Genomic DNA, 20,236 nt, shown 5'->3' on the forward strand with positions numbered 1-20,236 from the left:
GCGCGTACTGGTACTCGTGCGTCCCCTCCTCCAGCGTCGCCAGCTCCCGGAAGAAGACCTTCGACAGGGCCCTCGCGTCCTTGGGCGCGACCGCCGGCGGGTCGGGGACCACCGGCAGTGTCGCCGCCGCGACCTCCGCGCCCGTGGTCGACATCGTGGTGACCGTCACACCATTCCCCTCTCAGCTCGTCACGACCCTGGACCCGTGGCCCGTTGGCTGCCCGCCTACCCGGGCGAGCGAAGTCCATGCCGACGAATTTCGATACGGGGTTCCTGTCCGGCAGCGCACCGGTTGCCGCGGGTGAGACACCATCGGCATGCGTTTCGGCGCCTGTTGGGGTTTCCTGTCATCACGAAGGGCACGTATCCAGTGATGTTTCGTCATATATCGGGCAGACGAAGTGATGCAGTGCCGATGACGGGAGGAGAGACATGGTGCAGGATCCCTCACTGAGGGCTGTCGGGTGGGCGCGTGCGCTGCCCATCAGCAGCGGCGTGAAGACGGCACGGGACTGGACGCGTGAGCATCTGGCGGCGCTCGGCTGGGACCGTACGGCTCCGGACTTGGTGGACTCGGTCGTCCTGACCGTCTCCGAACTGGTCACCAACGCCCACGTCCACGCGCACAGCGACGCGCAGCTCATCCTGACGCGGGACGACGACTGTCTGCACGTGACCGTGCACGACGCGTCGTCCCGTGTGCCCGAACAGCGTCGCCCCGACGACGGTTCGCTCGGAGGGCGCGGCCTGCTCCTGATCGACGCGCTCGCCGACGAGTGGCAGGCCCGCTCGTGCCCGCGGGGGAAGGACGTCACCGCCTGCTTCCGGCCACCCGCGCCCCGCCGGCCGTCCTGAGACCTCAGCGGACTCGCGGGGAGACCGGCCTCCGGTCTCCCCGCGAGTCCGCTGCCGAGGGGCTTCATCGCCCTGGCGAGGCGCCGAGGGGGGTGCCTTGTCGATCAGGTCGGCCTCGCGGGGCTCCCCGCTCCGGCCTGATCGACAAGGCACCCCCTCGGCGCGTGGCGCCGTCGTGGATGGCGGACGTCGTGTGTCAGCGCCTGAGGGAGGCGAGCAGCGGCTGCCAGTCGATGTGGCGTTCCTCGGTGCCCTGCGGGACCAGGAGGAAGGTCTCGCGTACGAAGCGGGTGAGCCGGTCCCGGTCGCACCGGACCGTCGCGCACTCCCCTGCCCGGCCGAGCCGGATGAGGAGGTCGCCGCCGGGGGCGGAGCTCAGGTGGATCTCTCCCAGCCCGGTGGGATCGTGCGACCCGGTGAGGACCATCTCCCGGTCGAGGCACCACACGACGGGACTCAGGCCCGGGAGGTGGAAGGCGATGCTCAGTGCGTGGGGGTCCCGGGACGCGTAGCGGACGGTCGTGTCGATCGGCACCGCGGCGTCCGGGGCGACGAGTTCCATGGTCATGTGCCGGGTGAGGGTGCGCGGTGCGGGAAGCGGCGTGGCGGCGGACTGGGACATGGTGACCTCCGGCTCGGTGGCGTGGCGAGGGGGTGCACTGTTCGCCTGACCCGTCACGTCCCTGTCACACCTCGTGCCCGGCGGATGGATGCGCCGATCCTGTATCGGATTCGTGAAGACCGGCCCCGCCTTCGCGTCTTCGTCCGGAGCGTGGTGTCGGCAGGCCGCACGTCACCGCGCCCCCGCCCGGGTCGGCCGGGGCGGCCGGGTCGGGCGGGGGCGCGGTGACGTGCGGCCGGGTCACAGCCTCGGCCGAGTCACGGCGTCAACAGGGTCGCGGCGTCGGCAGGGGATCAGAACCGGCGCCACCTCGCCTGGCCGAAGGAGAAGACACCGAAGAGGACGAGGCCGACGGCCACGGCGAGCAGCAGCCAGGGGCCCGCCGGAGCCTGCGCGAACGAACGGATGGCGTCGTCCATGCCCTTGGCCTCGCGGGGGTCGAAGGCCATCGCCGCCTTCACGCCGGAGAAGCCGAGCGCGGCGAAGACGAGGCCGCGCCCGATGCCGCCGGCCACGCCCGTCACGTCCATCAAGCGGCGCTGGTACGTCTTCAGGCGCTCCCGCGCCAGGTGCTTCCAGTACTTGCGCAGGACCGCGCGCCCCACGATCCACAGACCTGCTGCCAGAAAGCCGACGGCGACCGCCCCGACCCACCAGCGGCCGCCCGGGAGTTCGAGCAGACGGGCGGTGATGTCCCGGCTCTGCCGGTCGGTGGAACCCTCACCGCTTCCCCGCTCCCCCACCGCGAAGGAGAGGACCAGGAAGGCGGAGCCGGCGTAGAAGACGCAGCGGCCGGCGGACAAGGCGCGCCGGGAGGCCTTGTGCCCCTTGGGGCCCGCCGCTCCGAAGAGCACCTCCACCAGCCGCCACACCGCCATGCCGGCGAGGCCGATGCCCACGGCCCAGAGGAGGACGGCACCGAACGCGGTGCCGGCGATGTGCGCGATGGCCCCTCCCCGGTCGGCCTGGTCACCCGTCCCCGTCAGGGCTATGCGTACGGCCAGTGCTCCGACGAGCAGGTAGAGCAAGCCCCGCGCCGCGAAGCCGGCCCGGGCGCCCGCCCGTACCGCCTCGCCGCCGACCTCTCCCGCCGTCTCGCGCGCCTGCCCCTTCTCCATGGTCATGTCGACTCACTCCTCTCACTCCTCTCGGTCGACCTCCGGTTGCCCTGTCCGTGCGGGACGAATCCCCGCCGGGCCGTTTCGACCGCGGACGCGCGGTGAGGCGAAGAGGGACAAGCCCCGACTCATTCACCAGGAGGACCCCATGGACACCCGGGCAGGCCACATCGACAGCTGGCGGGCGGCCGCGGCCTGCCGGGAGGTGGACCCCGACCTGTTCTTCCCGGTGGGGGTGGGCCCCACCGCGATCGCCCAGGCCGAGGAGGCCAAGGAGGTCTGCCGGCACTGTCCGGTACGGGCGGAGTGCCTGCGCTGGGCCATGGACGACTCCCGGGAGGTGACCGGAGTGTGGGGCGGCCTCACCGAGAGCGAACGCCGCTCCGTGCGGCGGCGGTCGCGTCGCACCTCCGCCGAGCGGCACTGATCCGCGGCGACGTCCGTCCCCCCGTGGGATTCCGGCCCTTCCCAAGGGCTCGGCGTCTTACGGGGGTTCGGCGTCTTACGGGCTGCGGCGACGTGTGAGGTCGCGGCGTCTGGCCGGGTTGTCGTGACGTACGAGGTCACGGCGTCTGACAGGGTTGCGGTGACGCACGGGGCCACGGCGAGGCCCCTGCTGAGGTCCGGCGACGACCCGGCGAGGTTGCGGCGATGTCCTTGCGGCCCTGCGGCGAACCACCCTGCGAGGTCACCTCCCCGCAGGGTCGCCGACGGTCAAGCCCGGTCCGCCCGTGCCTCCGCCCGTACCCGGGCCGCCCGTGCCTCCGCCCGTACCCGGGCCGCCCGGTGCGGGCGCCGGCCCGTCAGGATCCCGCCCGGGCCCCCGCCGGCAGGAGGGAGAGGACGGCCCGGACCCGCTTGCCCTCGGCGGCCGGCTCCACGGCCACGGTCTCGCACACGGCGACGACGATCTCGAGGCCGTGTTGTCCGATCCGGCGCGGGTCGTGCCCGCGCGGCACGAGGGTGGCCCTCGCGCGGTCGAACACCGAGATCTCCAGGGCGCCCTGACGCAGCTCGAGGAGCAGTCGGCAGGGACCGGAGGCGTGCAGGATCGCGTTGGTGACCAGTTCGCTGACCACCAGCTTCGCCAGGTCGACACGGTCCTCCGTCAGCGGTTCCCGCCGCGGGGACGTGGCGGCCGCGAGGAAGTCGGCGGTGAAGGCGCGGGCGGTCCCGATCGCTCCGCCGTCGCTGTCGAACACGGCGCTCGCGGACAGCAGGGACTCCGGTGCGGCACGGTCCGCGGTGATGGCGTCCGTCATGGACCTGGCACTCCCCTCGTACGGTGGGCGGGGCGCGCTGAGCACCTCGTACTCCGCCTTTCCCCTCCTCACGGTTTCCACACCGCCCGCGACGGGGATCACGTCCTGTCGCCGTCGTCAGCGGCGTGGTCCCGGCGATCCGGGACAGACGGCCCGCATGCCGATGCTTCTTCTCGCCGGCCTCCCGGCCGTCGCCGCCCTCGTCACCGTACTCCTGGCGGTCCTGGTGTCCCCGTGGTGGTGGTGCGCGGCCGGGCCCGCGATCCTGCTCGCCGCGGTGGCGTCGTACGACCTGCTTCAGCGGCGCCACTCGATCCTGCGCAACTATCCGGTCCTGGGGCACCTGAGGTACGCGATGGAGGCGATCCGTCCCGAGGTGCAGCAGTACTTCGTCGAGCGGAACGTCGACGGGGCGCCCTTCGACCGGGACACGCGTTCCATCGTCTACGAACGGGCCAAGGGAACGGACGCCGAGGACCCCTTCGGGACGGAACGGGAGCTGGACCGGCCGGGCACCGACCACCTCGTCCCGTCCATGTCCCCGCGCCCGGTGCCCACGGACGCGCCCCGGGTCCGGATCGGCGGACCCGACTGCGCCAGGCCCTACGACATGGCCCTGCTCAACGTGTCCGCGATGAGCTTCGGCTCCCTGTCGGACAGGGCGGTCCGTGCCCTGAACGAGGGTGCCCGGCGCGGGGGTTTCGCCCACGACACCGGCGAGGGCGGGATATCGGTGCACCACCTGGCTCCCGGTGGGGACCTCGTGTGGGAGATCGGCACGGGGTACTTCGGCTGCCGCACGGAGGACGGCGGCTTCGATCCGCGGAGGTTCGCCGAGAAGGCCGCCCTCGACCAGGTGGCCTGTGTCCTGCTGAAGATCAGTCAGGGCGCCAAGCCCGGTATCGGGGGCGTCCTGCCCGGCTCCAAGGTCAGCCGGGAGATCGCCGAGGTCCGGGGCGTCCCCCAGGGCCGTACCGTGTTCTCCCCGCCGTACCACCGCGTCTACCGGACCCCCAGGGAACTCGTGCGCTTCGTCGGCCGGATGCGGGAGCTCGCGGGCGGCAAGCCGGTCGGGTTCAAGCTGTGCGTCGGATCGCGACGCGAGTTCCTCGCCGTCTGCAAGGCGATGCTGGAGGAGGACGTCACGCCCGACTTCATCGTCGTCGACGGCGCCGAAGGCGGCACCGGGGCCGCGCCGCTGGAGTTCGCGGACACCGTCGGGCTCCCCCTCACCGAGGGGCTGGCGACGGTACACCGGGCCCTCGTCGGCACGGGCCTGCGCGACCGGATCCGGATCGGCGCCTCCGGCAAGGTCGCCACCGGCAGCGACATCGTCAAGCGGCTGATCCAGGGTGCCGACTACACCAATTCAGCCCGGGCCATGATGTTCGCCCTCGGCTGCGTCCAGGCCCAGCGCTGCCACACCAACACCTGCCCCGTCGGGGTCGCCACCCAGGACCGCCGGCGGGCCCGGGCCCTGGACGTCGAGGACAAGGCGCGCCGGGTCCAGCGCTTCCAGGAGGCGACCGTCAAGAGCGCCCTGCAGATCATGGCCGCCATGGGCGTCGACGACCCGGGCGGCCTGGAGCCCGGGATGCTGCTGCGCCGGGTCGGGCCCGACGACGTCCGGTCCCACGCCGAGCTGTACGCGCCGCTCGCACCCGGGCAGCTCCTCGCGACGGCATCCGTTCCGGCTTCGTGGGCAGGCGACTGGAAGGCGGCCCACCCGGACCGCTTCACGCTCCGGTGACCCGTCGCCACCCTGCCGGGGCCGGTTCCCCCGGCGACCCGTCGGTCGCCGTTCCCGGCCCGGTTCGGCCGGTGACCCGTCGCCATCCGTCCCGACCGGTTCGCCCGGCGACCCGTCGGTCGCCGTACCCGGACCAGGTCACCCCGGGGTGACCCGTCGTCGCCCTTCGTGAGAGGAGATCCCATGACTCGAACCGTTGCCCAGGTGATCGTCGAGGGTCTGGCGGACATCGGTGTCGACCACGTCTTCGGCGTGGTCGGCGACGCCCTCAACCCCCTGACCGACGCCATCCGGACCACGGACGGCATCGAGTGGACCGGCTTCCGCCACGAGGAGGCGGCGGCCTTCGCCGCCGGCGCGCTCGCCCAGCTGTCGGGCGGGCTCGGGGTCTGCATGGGCACCGTGGGGCCCGGCTCGGTCCACCTCCTGAACGGGTTGTACGACGCCGCCAAGAGCGGCGCCCCGGTCCTGGCGATCTGTGGCCAGGTGCCGTTGTCGGAGATGGCCGGCGACTACTTCCAGGAGGTGGACAACGACCTCCTGTTCCGGGACGTCGCCGTCTACCGGGCCACGGTGACCTCTCCCGACCAGCTGCCGAGGATGCTGGAGTCCGCGGTGCGGGCGGCCGTGACCCGCAGGGGCGTGGCGGTGCTGACCGTCCCCGGGGACCTCGGGGACCGGAAGGTCGAGGACGACCGGCCGCCCCGGTTCGCGCTGCCCCGGCCGGCCGTGACCCGGCCCGACGACCCGGCGCTGGTCGAGGCGGCGGAGGTGATCGCCGCCGGTTCACGGGTCACGCTGCTCGTGGGTCTCGGTGCCCGGGACTCCCGCGACGAGGTGCTGCGGACCGCCGAGCTCCTCGCGGCTCCGATGGTGCTCACGCTCAAGGGCAAGGAGGGTTTCGAGGAGGACAACCCGTACGAGGTCGGCCAGACGGGCCTGATCGGCAATCCGGCCGCCGCGCACGCCCTGGACACCTGCGACACGCTGATCCTGCTGGGCACGGACTTCCCCTACCGCGACTGGTACCCGCGGGACTGCAAGGTCGTGCAGATCGACGTCCGCGAGGAGCGGCTGGGCCGCCGGGTCCCCGTGGACGTGGGGCTGGCCGGGGACGTCGGTGCGACGCTGCGGGCCCTGCTGCCGCTGCTCACCCCGATCGACTCCCGGTCCCACCTCGACGAGGCCCGCGAACGCTTCCTGCGGTGGCAGGAGGGCCAGGCGGACCTGGCCGACCCCCGGCACGACAAGCGTCTCCTCGGCCGGGTGCGGGCGATGTTCGACAACCGGGTCGAAGAGATCCGCCCGGAGGCGCTGGCGGCCGCGGTGGACCGGCACGCGGCGGACGACGCGATCTTCACCTCCGACACCGGCATGGCCACGGTCTGGCTCTCCCGTTTCGTGAGGATGCGCGGCGGCCGCCGGCTCATCGGCTCGTACAACCTCGGCTCCATGGCCAACGCCATGCCCCAGGCCATCGGAGCCCAGCTGTGGGCACCGGACCGCCAGGTCGTGGCCCTCTGCGGCGACGGCGGCCTCGGCATGCTCCTCGGCGACCTCATGACGATCCGGTCCGAGCGGCTCCCGGTCAAGCTCGTGGTCTTCGACAACCGCCGTCTCGGCATGGTCAAGCTCGAACAGGAGCAAGCCGGCCTTCCCGAGTTCGGGACGGTCCTCGACAACCCCGACTTCGCAGCGGTGGCCGAAGCCCTCGGGCTGACCGGCATCCGCGTCACCGAGCCCGGGGAACTCGACGAGGCCGTGCGGCGGGCTCTCGCCGTCCCCGGTCCGGTGCTCCTGGACGTGGTGACGAACCCCGCCGAAGTGGCCGTGCCCGGAAAGCCGACGGTGTCCCAGGGCTGGGGCTTCGCCATCGCCAAGATCAAGGAGAACCTGCCGTCGGGCACCGGCTGAGCGGCGGAGCCCCGGTTGCCGGCGGCGCTGCGGCGGCGCCGGCGCCGGGGGCACTGCGGCGGCTACGGCCCCCGGCCGGCGGCACTGCGGCAGCGGCGGCTCGCGCCCCCGGCATGGCGGAGGGCCCGGACTCGACGAGTCCGGGCCCTCCTTCACCCACGGGGTCAGACCGCAGGGCCGCCCCCGAGGGGGCCTCCGAGTCCGTAGTACGTGCCCAGCTCACGGCGGTACTCCGGATCGCCGAGGTGCTTCTCGCGGTGGAACTCGGGAGCGTCCTTGACCTGTCCCTTGGTCCGGTCGACGAAGATCTTCTGTTCGTCCGGATCGATCGAAACGACGGTGGCGGCCGGAAGGAGGACCTCCTTGCCGAAGATCCAGACCCCGGTGTCCACGACCAGATAGGCGTCGTCGACCTCGTCGGAGTGCTTGTCCACCTTGCCGATGCTGCCGTCGGTCGCCTCGACCTTGTAGCCGGTCAGATCCGTTCCGGCCAGGTGGCCCGAGGTCGACTTGTAGTTCCACACGTGCTCAGTCACGCGAAAACAACTCCTCCGGTGGACGAGGACGGCCGTCGGATCGGGGCCGTCCTTCTCTTCCGTGTGCCTTTCACAGCGGGCGTGCCCCGCTCGGGCTCCGCCTTCCCCGGTCCCGGCGACCCATGCACCCGATCTCGCGCTCCGCCGGAGGGTCCTCGCTTCCGACCCGGTGCCGTCAGGGCAGGGGCGTCCCGCCCGTGGCGTTGACGATCTCGCCGGTGATGTAGCTGGATCCGGGCGACGCCAGGAAGACGTACGCGGGTGCCATCTCGGCCGGCTGCGCCGCGCGCCCCAGCGGGGACTGGCTCCCGAAGTCCGCCACGTCCGGCATGGTCGAAGGGATCAGCGGTGTCCACACGGGCCCCGGGGCGACCGCGTTCACACGGATGCCCCGTTCGGCGACCATCTGCGCCAGGCTGTGCGTGAAGGACACGATGGCGGCCTTCGTCATCGCGTAGTCGAGCAGGTGCGGACTGGGCTGATAGCCCTGGACCGACGTCGTGTTGATGACGCAGCCACCGCGCGGCATGTGGGCGAGCGCCGCTCGGGTGAGCCAGAACATGCCGTAGAGGTTCGTCTTCATCACCCGGTCGAACTGCTCCGTGCTGATGGCCTCGATGCCGTCGGGCTGCGCCATCTGGTACGCCGCGTTGTTCACGAGCAGGTCGACGCGGCCGAACTCGGCCACCACCCGCTCGATCAACGCCTCGCACCGGCCCTCGTCGCGGATGTCGCAGACGACGGCCAGCGGAGTGCGGCCCGCCTCACGAATCAGCCGTTCCGTCTCGGCGGCGTCGTCCCGCTCCTCGGCGAGATGGGTGAACACGACGTCCGCCCCCTCCCGCGCGAACGCCAGACAGACGGCCCTGCCGATCCCCGAGTCCCCTCCCGTCACGACCGCCACCCGGTCGAGGAGCAGCTCGTGCCCGCGATAGGACTCCTCCCCGTGATCGGGGCGGGGCGTCATGGCTTCGGTCGCGCCAGGCGGGGACTGCTCCTGCTCCGGTTGCGGCGGACGGGGATGACGCGTCTCCGGGTCGGGGACGCGGGGCTGCTCGGTAGAGGACATCCGGTGCTCCTGTTCTCCTCTTCTCCTGTGCCCGGTCGCCTGGGCGACACGAGGCCTGACACAGAATCCCGACTTCCCATGTTTCGGACATTTCACCCATCTTTGCTGGCCAGAGCCTCTCGTCACGAGGGCGCCCGGGCCTTCCCCCGACGGTGAGCGCGCGGCATGCCCCCGTCTGCCATCGTGGAATACGCGGGGGTGACGTCCCGAGGAGGCTCACGTGGCGGAGACGCCGGAATCCCTGTACGCCCGAATCGGACAGGAGGTGGCCGTCCGCGCGGAACGGCTGTGGGAGGTGAGCCTGGCGCTGCACGGCGACCCGGAGACGGCGTACGAGGAGCACCGGGCGGCCGGCCTGCTGGCGGGTGAGCTCGAAGGGGAGGGCTTCGAGGTGCGACGCGGGGTGGCCGGGCTGGAGACGGCGTTCGTCGCCCGCACGGGAGCGCCCGCCGGGGCTCGGGACGGGCCGTCCGTGGCGCTGCTGATGGAGTACGACGCTCTGCCGCTTCTCGGGCACGCGTGCGGCCACAACCTGATCGCCGCGGCGGGGCTGGGGGCCGCACTCGCCGCTCGCTTCGCACTCGCGGCCGGCTCCGCTCTCGACGGGCGGGGAGGGACCGACGGGCGGGGACGGGTCGACGGGCGGGGACGGGTCGACGGGCGGGGACAGGTCGCCGGGACGCTGCTGGCCGTCGGGGCACCCGCGGAAGAGCGCGGCGGCGGCAAGGTCGCGGAGGTGGCGGCGGGACTGTTCGACGACGTGGACGCGGCTCTCATGTTCCATCCGGGGGTCCACGACTGGGCGTGGGCGCCGCTGACGGCCAGCGCGCAGGTACGGGTGGGGTTCCACGGCCGCGCCGCGCACCCGACGGGCAGCCCGACGGAGGGGATCGACGCCCTGGCCGCGCTGATCCAGCTCTTCAACACGCTCGACGTCCTGCGCAGACGGCTGCCGCAGGGGTCGCACGTGCAGGGGATCGTGACGGACGGCGGCCGGGCCACCAACCTCGTCCCCGCCTACGCGGAAGGCCTGTTCGGACTGCGCGGGGAGACCACGTCGGCCCTCGAGTCGCTGGTGGAGGAGTTGCGCTCGTGCGCGCGGGGCGTGGCGCTGGCCACCCGTACCGAGGTGGAGGTGACCGACGTGGGAGGGCGCTACGAGCACTTCCGTGACAACGAGGTGTTGTCGTCCTTGTTCGCCGGACACCTCGACAGGGCCGGCATCCGCCTGTCGGAGCCCACGGCGGGCGTGTACCTGGGGTCGTCCGACTTCGGGAACGTCAGCACGCGCGTGCCCGGGATCCACCCGTGGATCGCCATCATGGGCCCGGAGGCCTCCGACCACACGCCCGAGTTCGCGGAGGCGGCGGCGGGACCGCGGGCCCGGCGGGTGATGCTGGCCGCGGCGGAGGCGCTCGCGTGCACGGCGGTCGACGTCCTTCTGCGTCCGGACGTACGCGAGCGGGCCTGGGCGCGCCTGCGGGAGAAGGCCGCGGCGGGGCGGTGACGGCACCGCGGCACGTGGGGACACGGATGAGCTCGGTCCTGCGGTGGCCGTCCTCGGCCGCCCATGGGTGGACCCGGTCCTGCGGGGCCTGTGCGTCAGTCCCCGGCCGCGGGACCCGGTCCTGCGGCGCCGGTCCCCGGCCGCCGACGGATGCGTTCAGTCCTCGACCGTCACGCGTACGGTCTTCACCTCGGTGTCGGCCGCGTCCGGTACGACCATGCCCGCCTCGACACCGCTGCGCAGATAGCGCAGGACCTCGGCGTTGAGCCTCTCGCCGGGGAGCGCGGCCGGGATGCCCGGGGGGTAGGGCGTGAGCATCTCGGCGCTGATGCGGCCCACGGCCTTCTCCCACGGGACCTGCTCGACACGTCCGAAGAAGGCGTCACGAGGCAGCATGGCCTGTTCCAGACGCAGTTCCGCCGGGTCGGGGACGGCGGGCCGGGGCGCGGGGCGCAGCTCGTGGACGTGGTCGACGACGTCGGTCAGGGCGGCGATCAGGGCGTCGGCGTGCGAGGCGTCGTCCGCGTGCGTGAGCTGGGCGCTGGTGCGTCGGTGGTCGGACAGGTGCAGGTTGATCCGGTGGTGTGCGCGGATCCAGTCGGCGATCCGGTAGCCGCTGGTGCCGAGCGCGCTGACGTCGACGATGACCTGGAGGGGGTCGAGGTCGGCCGCGCGCCCGGGCCCGCAGAAGTCGTCGCGGCCGTGGACGTGCAGCCCGTCGATCTCGTCGATCCGTGCCCTCAGGGACTTGGCCACGGCCAGGGCGTCGTCGTAGAGGGCGTGCCCGTGCTGGACCATCTGGCGGCGCCAGCCGTCCAGGGACGCGTACACGAGGGCGGACGGGCTGGTGGTGCCCAGCAGGTCCTCGCGGTTCTTGAGGACCTCGGGTCGGACCAGGTCGCCCTGGAGGTGGAAGACCGAGCTCTGTTCGACGCCCGAGCCCATCTTGTGCACGGAGGTGACGCACACGTCCGCGCCGGCGTCCATGGCCCAGGTCGGCAGGTCCGGGTGGAAGGGCAGGTGGGCTCCCCACGCCTCGTCGACGACGAGGGGCACCCCGTGTGCGTGACACACCTCGGCGATGCCGGGCAGGTCGGAGCAGGTGCCGTACGGCGTCGGGGTCGTGACCAGGGCTCCCCGGGCGTCGGGGTGGTCGGCGAAGGCGGCGCGAAAGGCCTCGGCGGACGGCGGATGGGCGAGGTGGCGCTCCGGGTCCCATTGGGGGTCGACCCAGACGGGGACGATTCCGGCGAGTACGAGGCCGGCCACCACCGACTTGTGGGCGTCGCGCCCCACGAGGAGCTTCTCGTGGGGCCCGGCCACGGACAGCATGGCGGCTTTGACGGAGAGCGAGCTGCCGCAGGTCGAGAAGAAGGTGTGCTCGGCGCCCACGGCGTCCGCCATCAGTTCCTGTGCCGCGGTGATGACGCCCTTGGACGAGGTCCGGTCGTCGAGGCCGCTGACGGCGAGGACGTCGGACCGGAACACGCTGTCGCCGAGGACGGCGCGGACGCGGGGGTCCGCGCCGCGCCCCTGCTTGTGGCCGGGCGGGGTGAACGGGGTCTGGTGCTCCGCGTGGTACGCGGCCAGCGCGTCGAGGACGGGTGCCTTGGAATGATCCATGTCTGTCCGGATTCCCGCCGCGAAGGGACGAAAACACACTCCGTGTCCGTCCCCGGCCGCTCTCCACGCGTGCTCTCGGGGGCCGGGGGCGCCTCGCGTCAGTCCAGCAGCCAGCGCCGCATCCACTCCGCGGCGGTGCGGCGGAACAGCCGCCGGTTGTCGGCGCGCCGGAAGTCGTGGCCCTCGCCGCGCAGCAGCAGCAGTTCCGCCACCAGCCCGCGCGCGCGTGCGGCCGTGACGATCTGCTCGGACTCGCCGGGCGGGACGTTCGTGTCGTGCTCTCCGTGCACCGCGAGCAGCGGGACGCGCAGCTCGTCCACGCGGCTCATGGGCGACAGGGCGCGCAGGAGCGCTCGGTCCCGTTCGGGGTGGCCGTACTTGTGCGCGGCGGATTCCGCGAGCCACGGCTCCGTGCCGGCGAAGAAGGTGGCGAAGTCCGACATGCCGCACACGGTGATGCCGGTACGGAAGAGTTCGGGGTGCCACACGAGCGAGGCCGACGTGAGGTAGCCGCCGTAGGAATGGCCCATCACGGCGAGGCGGCGAGCGTCGGCGAGGCCTGCGGCGACGGCGTGCATCGCACAGTCCGCGACGTCGTCGATCGCGGCGAAGCGGCCTTCTCCCAGGTCGGCGTCCACGAAGGAGCGCCCCCAGCCGGAGGAGCCGCGGACGTCGGGGGCGAAGACGTCCAGACCCCGGCCCAGCAGTTCCTGGAAGAGCGGATCGAACACCGGACGCTCCTGCTCCTCCGGGCCGCCGTGCAGGTGCAGGACGCACGGCGCCCGTTCGCCGGGGCCGCGACCGGGGGCCCGGTAGTACCAGCCGCCCAGGGTCAGCCCGTCCCGTGCCGTGGCGCGCAGGGGCACGGGCCGTACGGGCGGGAACCCCTGGGGCACGGAGGCGGTGTCGCTCGCCGTCCACGGCGTGCGCGCGGGGGGCGCCGAGGCCGGTACGGACCACACTCCGGGGCGGCGCCGGGAACCCGAGAGTCCCACCACGATGCCGTCCGGCCCGGCGGGCGCCACCCGGGTGACGACCTCGTGCGCCAGCTCCACTCCGCGCGGCGCGGGCGGCTCGCTCCGCCCGTCGGCCAGGGGGAGGATCTCGAGCGCGCTCGTCCCTCCGTCGTTCCAGGCCAGGGCCGCCCCCCGGCCGTTCTCCACCAGGGCGAGCAGTTCCAGGTCGCACGCGTCGCGGGCGGTGACCACGGAGAGGTCCTTGAGCTCGTCGGCGTCGTCGAGGCGGACCGCGAGCAGCGCCGCGAACTCCCGGTCGTGATCGCTGCGCAGCCACACCGTGCGGGCGTCGGACGAGAAGCGGCCGATCCAGGGGTCACCGTCCGCGACCGGCAGGACGCACGCGGTCGTCCGGTCGGCGCGGCGCACGACGACGGCCTCGCGCCGTCCTCGGGGGCCGCGGCGCAGCAGGGCCAGGCGGCCGTCCCGGCTGATGTCGCACACGCGGAGCGTGGCGGCCTCGGTCTCGTCGGCGAGGAGCTCGGGCGCGTTCACCGCGGCGGGGTCGACGAGGTACGCCGTGAGCCGGTCGTGGACGGGCGCCCGCCTCCCGTCCGCGCCACCGGGGCGGACGCCGTCGAGGAGGGTGGCGTGTCCGTCCCGTACCGTCCAGTCGGCGGGCCGGTCCGCGTCGGTGAGCGGGCCGGCCCGCTCGCGTACGGGCTCGGCGACCGTCACCGCCAGGGCCGAGCCGTCGGGTGTCCAGCACCCCAGGTAGGCCGAGGTCCCCGCTTCCGCGCCGGCGAGGATCCGGCGGCCCGAGCCGTCGGGACGGAGGCAGAGGACGCGGGTGTGGCCGCTCCCGCCGGGTGCCACGGTGTACGCGATCCACCGGCCGTCCGGGGACCAGGAGACCTCCGTGACGTGGTCGGGCCCGGTGTCCAGGAGGTGCACGTCGTCGCTTCCCACCGGCCCCGCCCAGAGCTGGGGCGCGCCCTCCCGGTCGCAGATGAAGGCCACCTGCTCGCCGCGCGGGTCCGGGGACGGATACCAGCAGCCGTGGGCGACCCGCGGACCCGGGGGGTCCCGCGGACCGGCCGCGTCGGCGAGCGGCCCCACGACGGGAGCCGTCGACACGGGCTCGTCCGTCAGTTGATTCCGTGCGTCTGAAGCCATGTCTCCAACAACGCTACCTGCCACAGGGCGTTCGCTCCCCGGTTCGTCCGGTGTTCGTCGGGCGCCGCCAGCAACGAGGCGACGTAGTCGCCGCGGAAGAGCCCGCGTGCGCGGGCCTCCGGTGCGGACAGGGCGTCCCGTACGCGTTCGAGGACGGGACCCGCCATGTGCCGGATCGCTGGCACGGGAAAGTAGCCCTTGGGCCGGTCGACGACGTTGCGTGGCAGCACGGTGCGTCCGGCCTGCTTGAGGACGCCCTTGCCGCCTTCGGCGAGCTTGAGTTCCGGTGGGCAGGCGGCCGCCAGCTCGACCAGTTCGTGGTCGAGGAAGGGCACCCGCGCCTCCAGGCCCCAGTCCATCGTCATGTTGTCGACCCGCTTGACCGGGTCGTCCACGAGCATGACGTGCGTGTCGAGCCGGAGAGCGGCGTCCAGCGCGGTCTCGGCTCCGGGCGCCGCCATGTGCGTGCGGACGAACTCCGCGGACGTGTCGTGGTCGGGCAGCATGTGCGGCTGGAGGATTCTGGCGAGGTCGGCGTGGGAGTGGTCGAAGTAGACCTCCTCGTAGCGCCGGGGTTCCTGCTCGCGCTCGACCTCGGCCAAGGCGGGATACCAGTGGTAACCGGCGAACACCTCGTCGGCGCCCTGGCCGCTCTGGACGACGCTGACCTCTTTGGAGACCAGCTCGGACAGCAGGTGGAAGGCGACGACGTCGTGGCTCACCATCGGCTCGCTCATCGCGGCGATCGCGCCGCCGAGGGCGGTGGAGACCCGGTCCGACGGCACCATCAGCTGGTGGTGGTCGGTGTCGAAGTGGCGCGAGACCTGGTCGGAGTAGGCGAACTCGTTGCCCTCCTCGCCCGCCTCCGTCTCGAAGCCCACGCTGAACGTCGCCAGGTCCTTCTGCCCCTGCTCGGCCAGCAGGGCCACGATGAGGCTGGAGTCGAGGCCGCCCGACAGCAGGACGCCGATCGGCACGTCGGCCACCATCCTCCGGCGGACGGCCGTGCGGAGCGCGTCGAGGACGGCGTCCCGCCAGTCGGCCGGGTCCATGCCGGCGAACGCTCCGCGGCGCGTGTGGGAGGGCTGCCAGTAGCGGTGGTCACGACTCGTCCCGTCCGGTTCGACGACGCGTACGGTCGCCGGCGGCAGCTTGCGTACGCCCGCGAGTACGGTGCGCGGGGCCGCGACCGTCCCGTGCCAGCTCATGTACTGGTGGACCGCCACCGGGTCGAGGGTGGTGTCCACCCCGCCGCCCGCGAGGAGGGCCGGCAGGGTGGAGGCGAAGCGCAGTCGGCCGGGGCGTTCGGCGAGGTACAGCGGTTTGATGCCGAGCCGGTCACGGGCGAGCACGAGCCTGCCCGTGTCGTGTTCCACCAGCGCGATGGCGAACATGCCGACGAGATGGTGGACGAAGTCGCGGCCCCACTGGTGGTAGGCCTTGATCACCACTTCGGTGTCGGAGCCGGTGACGAAGTGGTGTCCGAGGCCCCGCAGTTGCCGGCGCAGCTGCTGGTAGTTGTAGATGCAACCGTTGAAGACGCACGTCAGCGCGGTCTCGCTGTCGGTCATCGGCTGCGCTCCCCGCTCGGACAGGTCGATGATCTTCAGACGGCGGTGTCCGAGGCCGATGGCCCCCTGTGACCAGAGGCCCCGGCCGTCGGGACCGCGGGCCGCCATCCGGTCGGTCATGCGCTCGACCGCCGCCAGGTCGGGCGGACCCTTGTCGAAGCGGATCTCACCGCTCAGGCCGCACATTCGGGACCTTCCTCGATGGTCGGGCACATGGATGAAACTCCCTCGAATCGGCTGCTCGGACTGTCCTGCGGATGCCCGTTCCGGCCCGATCCACGCGTCACCGCCGAGCGGCGGCGTGGAGACGGACGTCTGGATCCCCGGTCAGGGGGCAGGCGCCCGGTCAGGGAAGCGGGCGCGGAGGTCGACGCCGGTTCGGCGGCGAGGCGGCCCCCACCGGCTCCCCACCGGCTCCGCGCAGATCCACGCCGGAATCCGCACCGGCTCTGCGCGGACCCCCGCACGGAACGGGAGAGCTCTGCCATGACACATCTGCCCGGCACGGACGAGTCGTACTGGATGGAGACCGGGACGGGGCCGCAGCACCCCGCCCTGACCGGTGATCTGGAGGTCGACGTGGCGGTGGTCGGCGCCGGTGTCGCCGGCATCAGCACCGCCTGGGAGCTCGCGCGCGCGGGCCTGCGGGTCGGTCTGCTCGAAGCCGACCGGGTGGCCGCGGGAGTCACCGGGTACACCACCGCGAAGCTCTCGGCCCAGCACGGCCTCCTCTACGCCCGGCTGCGCGGGTCGTTCGGCGTGGAGGGAGCGCGGCAGTACGCGCGCTCGCAGCAGGAGGCCGTCGAGCACGTGGACCGGGTCGCGGCGGAGCTGGGGATCGACTGCGAGCTGGAACGGCTGCCCGCCTACGCGTACGTGGGGTCGGCGGACGCGGCGGACCGGCTGGGCGCCGAGGCCGAGGCGGCGCGCGAGGCCGGGTTGGCGGCCTCGGTCGTCTCCGACACCGGTCTGCCGTACCCCGTGGCGGGAGCCGTCCGCGTCGACCACCAGGCCCAGTTCCATCCGCGCAAGTACCTGTTGGCCCTCGTCGCCGACCTCGTCGGGCGCGGCGGGGTCGTGCACGAACGCACGCGGGTCGTCTCGCTCCACGAAGGCGAACCCTGCCGGCTCACCACGGAAAGCGGGTTCGGGATCGTGGCCCGCGACGTCGTCGTCGCCACGCACTATCCCGTCTTCGACCGGGCGCTGTTGTTCTCCCGGCTCGAACCGCACCGTGAGCTGGTGGTCGCGGCGGCGCTTCCCGCCGACCAGGACCCGCAGGGCATGTACCTGACCCCCGATCAGAACACCCGGTCGGTCCGCACCGCTCCGTACGGCGAGGGACGGCGCCTGCTCATCGTCACCGGGGAGAAGTTCAGGCCGGGAGTCGGCGACGTGGGCGAGCGCTACGGGAAGCTGGCGGCGTGGACCGGAAAGCACTTCCCGGACGCGCGGATCACCCACCGGTGGGCGGCGCAGGACAACACCACGACGGACGGCGTCCCGTTCGTGGGGCCCTTCCACCCGGGCTCCCGGCACGTGTACGTCGCCACCGGCTTCGGCGGCTGGGGCATGAGCAACGGCGTGATGTCCGGCCGGCTCCTCACCGCGCTGATCACGGGCGAGGAGACGCCGTGGGCCTCCCTCTACGATCCGCGCCGTCTCCACGCCCGGGAGGCTCCCTCCCTGCTGAAGGTGCAGGGTGCGGTCCTCAAGCACTTCGTGGGCGACCGGCTGCGGTCCTCCCACGTCGACAGCGTCGAGGAGATCGAGCCCGGCACGGGAGCCGTCGTACGCGTCGGAGGGCGGCGCTGCGCGGTCTCCCGCGACGAGAGCGGCGCCCTGCACGCCGTGTCCGCCCGCTGCACCCACCTGGGCTGCCTGGTGCTCTTCAACGACGCCGAACACGCCTGGGAGTGCCCCTGCCACGGCTCGCGCTTCGCCCCCGACGGCTCCGTGCTCCAGGGCCCGGCCGTCCGCCCTCTCGAACCGCTGCCGCTTCCCGGGACCGACGAGTCCGCCTGACGCCCTCCCCCGCGGGCCCCTGCCCCATGAACACCCCCTCGTCCCACGCTCCGAGGGACTCCCGACCCGAGCTCGACGACCGGACCTGCTCGGCGACGGCGCTCACCCGGGCGGGCGGCCATGCCTACGGCTCCGCCGCCCGCCCGATCGGCGACGGCGGTGCCGCTCCGGCGGCGCAGCCGGCCCGTGTCCGTGAGGCCCCGGTCGTCTTCTTCGGTACGGGGCTGCCCGGGGACCGCCGGCACGGCCCGGACGAGAGGGCCGGACGAGAGGGCCGGACTCCCGGCCCTTCGCCTCGGAGTCCGTACGCTCCTCGTGGTCCTCGTGGTCCTCGTGGTCCTCGTGGTCCTCGTGGTCCTCGTGGTCCTCGGGGAGCCGGGCGTGCCCCGGCGCCCTCCGGTGACACCGCCTCAGGCGGTCACCGGCGGGCGAGACTCACCGGAGGGTCAGCGCAGGTCCCGCCCGTCGTCGGTGATCGTCGGGGCGACCGGGGGGACGACCATCCGGCGGCGGCGCAGGATGCTCGTGTACACGGCGGTGCCGATGATGCCGACGGCCATGAGGATCAGCCCGACCAGGTCGACGTTGACCCCGTCGAGCTCCCAGTCGGACGCGAAGGTGAGTATGGCTCCGACGGCGATCAGGATGATGCAGACTCCGAGACCCATGGTTTCCTCCCTTGTCGGGTCGGACCTCTCCCGCGTACCCCGGTCCTCGGCTCTTACCCCGACCGCGTCAGGCGGGCTTGCGCAGGGCCCGGGAGAGGCGCTCGCCGAGCGTGCGGTCCATGCCCGACGGGGAGTCGATGCCCAGGGTGGCCGCCAGGTCGCGGACGTGGAGGTCGGCGAGGGCTTCGGTGAGTTCGGCGAAGGCGTCCGCGGCGGCCCGGCCGCGGAGGTGGCCGGCGACGAGGGCGGTGATCCCGACCGGCGCGGCCGGCCACCACCAGAGGCCCAGCACCAGATAGGCCGCGCCCCAGGCGCACAGGCGTGCCGCCGCCGAGAACCGTACGCGGGCGGCGTGCAGTTCGGCACGGATGCCGTCGTCGGCGAGGAGCCACAGGTGAGGCCAGGCCGCCGCCAGGTCCAGGCGGTACGCGCGCCAGAGCCGTTGCCCGGGCGCGGCGAGCCGGTCGCCCATGCCGAAGGGATGGCGCGGCGCGGCGGCCGCGACGCGGTCGCGCTCGGCGAGGCGGCTCTCCGCGAGGCCGGCGAGCCGGTCGGCGTCGTCCGACCCGGCGATGCGGGCCCGGCCGGCCGTGACCAGCGCGGCACGGAAGGCGGCGTCGGCGGCGCGCCACCGGCGCAGGCGGCGGTCGGCGAGGCGGCGCAGCAGGGGCCCGCGGGGTCCGGCGCACCAGAGCAGTTCGACGCCGGCGCCGAGGGTCTGGGCGGCCGCGCCGATCGCGGCCGCGGCGAGGACGACCCCCAGGGCCACGAGGGCGACGGTGCCGGCGCTCCGGGACGCCGGGGAGGCCGCCAGGGTGTCGAGCCAGGCCCGCAGCCTCCCGGCGTCGGACCAGTGCGCGTGTCCGAGCACGGTCGCCGTGGTGACGGCGGCGACGAAGAGGAGCCCGGGAAGTGCCAGCAGCGTCAGCCACCGCTCGGCGATCCGGCCCCCCAACGCGCTGAGGAAGGCGCTGGTCACCGGAGGGGCACCTCGTTCAGCGGCCGGCCGAGGACGCCGCAGGCGGGCCGCTCCGGTGCGTCGGTGTCCGGAGCCTCCACGCGCCCGCACCGGCCCGCGGGGCAGGCCAGCACGTACAGCGCGGAATACCCCGGTCCGGCCACCGGCAGGCTCTGGAAACCGGGGACGGAGGGCGGGGGCGTCGTGCGGTACGAGCCGAGCCCTGCGCTGTGTCCCGCGGCCAGGAGCAGCTCTTCCAACGCGTCCAGGTGATCGGCCAGTTGCTGCCGGGAACGGCCGTCGCGCAGGGCGGAGACGATCGCCTCGACGAGCCTCGCCCCCGGCTCGCCCAGAGCGTCGAACTCCGACGAGGAGGAGGGGGCCGTGAGCCGGCGACAGAGCTCCCCGAGCCGCGCGTCACCCGGGTCCGCCCCGTCGGCCGTGTCCGCCACGCTCCCGCTCCCCCTCGGACGCCGGTTGTCACGTCGCGCCGATTGTACGGCCGGACCTCGTCCGTCCGAGGGATTCTTGGCTATCGTGAACACGGGCCGGGGCACGGGAGGCGCATGAGGACGCGCGGTCCGGGGCGACGTCAACCGGGGGTGGTCGTGGTCAGCGCGGCGGAT

Annotated in this window: 17 protein-coding genes; 6 read left to right on the forward strand and 11 right to left on the reverse strand. The window is 73.2% G+C overall.

Features of this window, described 5'->3' with window-relative positions:
- The first annotated feature begins 432 nt into the window (after nucleotides 1-432).
- Nucleotides 433-855, forward strand: coding sequence for an ATP-binding protein (locus AC067A_RS28485; RefSeq protein ID WP_479245339.1), 423 nt, complete (start codon nucleotides 433-435; stop codon nucleotides 853-855).
- A gap of 196 nt (nucleotides 856-1,051) precedes the next feature.
- On the opposite strand, the gene AC067A_RS28490 is transcribed toward AC067A_RS28485, so the two are convergent.
- Both AC067A_RS28490 and AC067A_RS28495 read right to left on the reverse strand, forming a co-directional pair.
- Nucleotides 1,052-1,477: an SsgA family sporulation/cell division regulator gene (locus tag AC067A_RS28490; RefSeq protein ID WP_479245340.1), complete on the reverse strand. Its 426-nt coding sequence runs from the start codon at nucleotides 1,475-1,477 to the stop codon at nucleotides 1,052-1,054.
- 293 nt (nucleotides 1,478-1,770) lie between these two features.
- The gene (locus tag AC067A_RS28495) at nucleotides 1,771-2,601 is read right to left on the reverse strand and encodes a DUF1206 domain-containing protein (protein ID WP_479245341.1); all 831 of its coding nucleotides are present in this window, start codon (nucleotides 2,599-2,601) and stop codon (nucleotides 1,771-1,773) included.
- A gap of 142 nt (nucleotides 2,602-2,743) precedes the next feature.
- Here AC067A_RS28495 and AC067A_RS28500 point away from each other — a divergent pair, with 142 nt between their 5' ends.
- Nucleotides 2,744-3,022, forward strand: coding sequence for a WhiB family transcriptional regulator (locus AC067A_RS28500; RefSeq protein WP_479245342.1), 279 nt, complete (start codon nucleotides 2,744-2,746; stop codon nucleotides 3,020-3,022).
- A gap of 376 nt (nucleotides 3,023-3,398) precedes the next feature.
- Here AC067A_RS28500 and AC067A_RS28505 read toward each other — a convergent pair whose 3' ends face one another.
- The gene (locus AC067A_RS28505; RefSeq protein WP_479245343.1) at nucleotides 3,399-3,857 is read right to left on the reverse strand and encodes an ATP-binding protein; all 459 of its coding nucleotides are present in this window, start codon (nucleotides 3,855-3,857) and stop codon (nucleotides 3,399-3,401) included.
- A gap of 163 nt (nucleotides 3,858-4,020) precedes the next feature.
- Here AC067A_RS28505 and AC067A_RS28510 point away from each other — a divergent pair, with 163 nt between their 5' ends.
- Both AC067A_RS28510 and AC067A_RS28515 read left to right on the forward strand, forming a co-directional pair.
- The gene (locus tag AC067A_RS28510; protein ID WP_479245456.1) at nucleotides 4,021-5,607 is read left to right on the forward strand and encodes an FMN-binding glutamate synthase family protein; all 1,587 of its coding nucleotides are present in this window, start codon (nucleotides 4,021-4,023) and stop codon (nucleotides 5,605-5,607) included.
- 183 nt (nucleotides 5,608-5,790) lie between these two features.
- Nucleotides 5,791-7,521 carry a thiamine pyrophosphate-dependent enzyme gene (locus AC067A_RS28515; RefSeq protein WP_479245344.1) on the forward strand — a complete coding sequence of 577 codons (1,731 nt, stop codon included), beginning with the start codon at nucleotides 5,791-5,793 and terminating at the stop codon, nucleotides 7,519-7,521.
- Between the two features lie 164 nt (nucleotides 7,522-7,685).
- Here the strand turns inward: AC067A_RS28515 and AC067A_RS28520 are convergent, their stop codons facing one another.
- Both AC067A_RS28520 and AC067A_RS28525 read right to left on the reverse strand, forming a co-directional pair.
- The gene (locus tag AC067A_RS28520) at nucleotides 7,686-8,057 is read right to left on the reverse strand and encodes a PRC-barrel domain-containing protein (protein WP_479245345.1); all 372 of its coding nucleotides are present in this window, start codon (nucleotides 8,055-8,057) and stop codon (nucleotides 7,686-7,688) included.
- A gap of 175 nt (nucleotides 8,058-8,232) precedes the next feature.
- Complete coding sequence (locus AC067A_RS28525; protein WP_479245346.1) at nucleotides 8,233-9,126, reverse strand: SDR family oxidoreductase; 894 nt, start codon at nucleotides 9,124-9,126, stop codon at nucleotides 8,233-8,235.
- A 220-nt stretch (nucleotides 9,127-9,346) separates the two neighbouring features.
- Between AC067A_RS28525 and AC067A_RS28530 the strand changes: the two genes are divergently transcribed.
- Nucleotides 9,347-10,633 carry a peptidase dimerization domain-containing protein gene (locus AC067A_RS28530; protein WP_479245347.1) on the forward strand — a complete coding sequence of 429 codons (1,287 nt, stop codon included), beginning with the start codon at nucleotides 9,347-9,349 and terminating at the stop codon, nucleotides 10,631-10,633.
- 156 nt (nucleotides 10,634-10,789) lie between these two features.
- On the opposite strand, the gene AC067A_RS28535 is transcribed toward AC067A_RS28530, so the two are convergent.
- The 3 genes from AC067A_RS28535 to AC067A_RS28545 form a co-directional block, all read right to left on the reverse strand.
- Complete coding sequence (locus tag AC067A_RS28535; protein WP_479245348.1) at nucleotides 10,790-12,256, reverse strand: aminotransferase class I/II-fold pyridoxal phosphate-dependent enzyme; 1,467 nt, start codon at nucleotides 12,254-12,256, stop codon at nucleotides 10,790-10,792.
- Nucleotides 12,257-12,354: 98 nt separating this feature from the next.
- A complete protein-coding gene (locus AC067A_RS28540) occupies nucleotides 12,355-14,388 on the reverse strand; it encodes a S9 family peptidase (protein ID WP_479245349.1) in 2,034 nt (677 codons plus the stop codon).
- Nucleotides 14,361-16,145 (reverse strand): N-acetylglutaminylglutamine amidotransferase, encoded by a 1,785-nt coding sequence (locus tag AC067A_RS28545; protein WP_479245350.1) that lies wholly within the window; start codon nucleotides 16,143-16,145, stop codon nucleotides 14,361-14,363. Before AC067A_RS28545 ends, AC067A_RS28540 begins: the two co-directional genes overlap by 28 nt.
- 300 nt (nucleotides 16,146-16,445) lie before the next feature.
- On the opposite strand from AC067A_RS28545, the gene AC067A_RS28550 reads away from it, so the two are divergent.
- On the forward strand, nucleotides 16,446-17,984 hold the full coding sequence (locus AC067A_RS28550; protein ID WP_479245351.1) for an FAD-dependent oxidoreductase: 1,539 nt from the start codon (nucleotides 16,446-16,448) through the stop codon (nucleotides 17,982-17,984).
- Nucleotides 17,985-18,430: 446 nt separating this feature from the next.
- Here the strand turns inward: AC067A_RS28550 and AC067A_RS28555 are convergent, their stop codons facing one another.
- The 3 genes from AC067A_RS28555 to AC067A_RS28565 all read right to left on the reverse strand — a co-directional run bounded on the left by AC067A_RS28555 (nucleotide 18,431) and on the right by AC067A_RS28565 (nucleotide 20,062).
- A complete protein-coding gene (locus AC067A_RS28555) occupies nucleotides 18,431-18,652 on the reverse strand; it encodes a DUF6458 family protein (RefSeq protein ID WP_479245352.1) in 222 nt (73 codons plus the stop codon).
- Nucleotides 18,653-18,719: 67 nt separating this feature from the next.
- On the reverse strand, nucleotides 18,720-19,631 hold the full coding sequence (locus AC067A_RS28560; RefSeq protein ID WP_479245353.1) for a hypothetical protein: 912 nt from the start codon (nucleotides 19,629-19,631) through the stop codon (nucleotides 18,720-18,722).
- On the reverse strand, nucleotides 19,628-20,062 hold the full coding sequence (locus AC067A_RS28565; RefSeq protein WP_479245354.1) for a hypothetical protein: 435 nt from the start codon (nucleotides 20,060-20,062) through the stop codon (nucleotides 19,628-19,630). Before AC067A_RS28565 ends, AC067A_RS28560 begins: the two co-directional genes overlap by 4 nt.
- Nucleotides 20,063-20,236 lie beyond the last annotated feature (174 nt).

The organism is Streptomyces sp. NPDC043176, assembly GCF_056436715.1.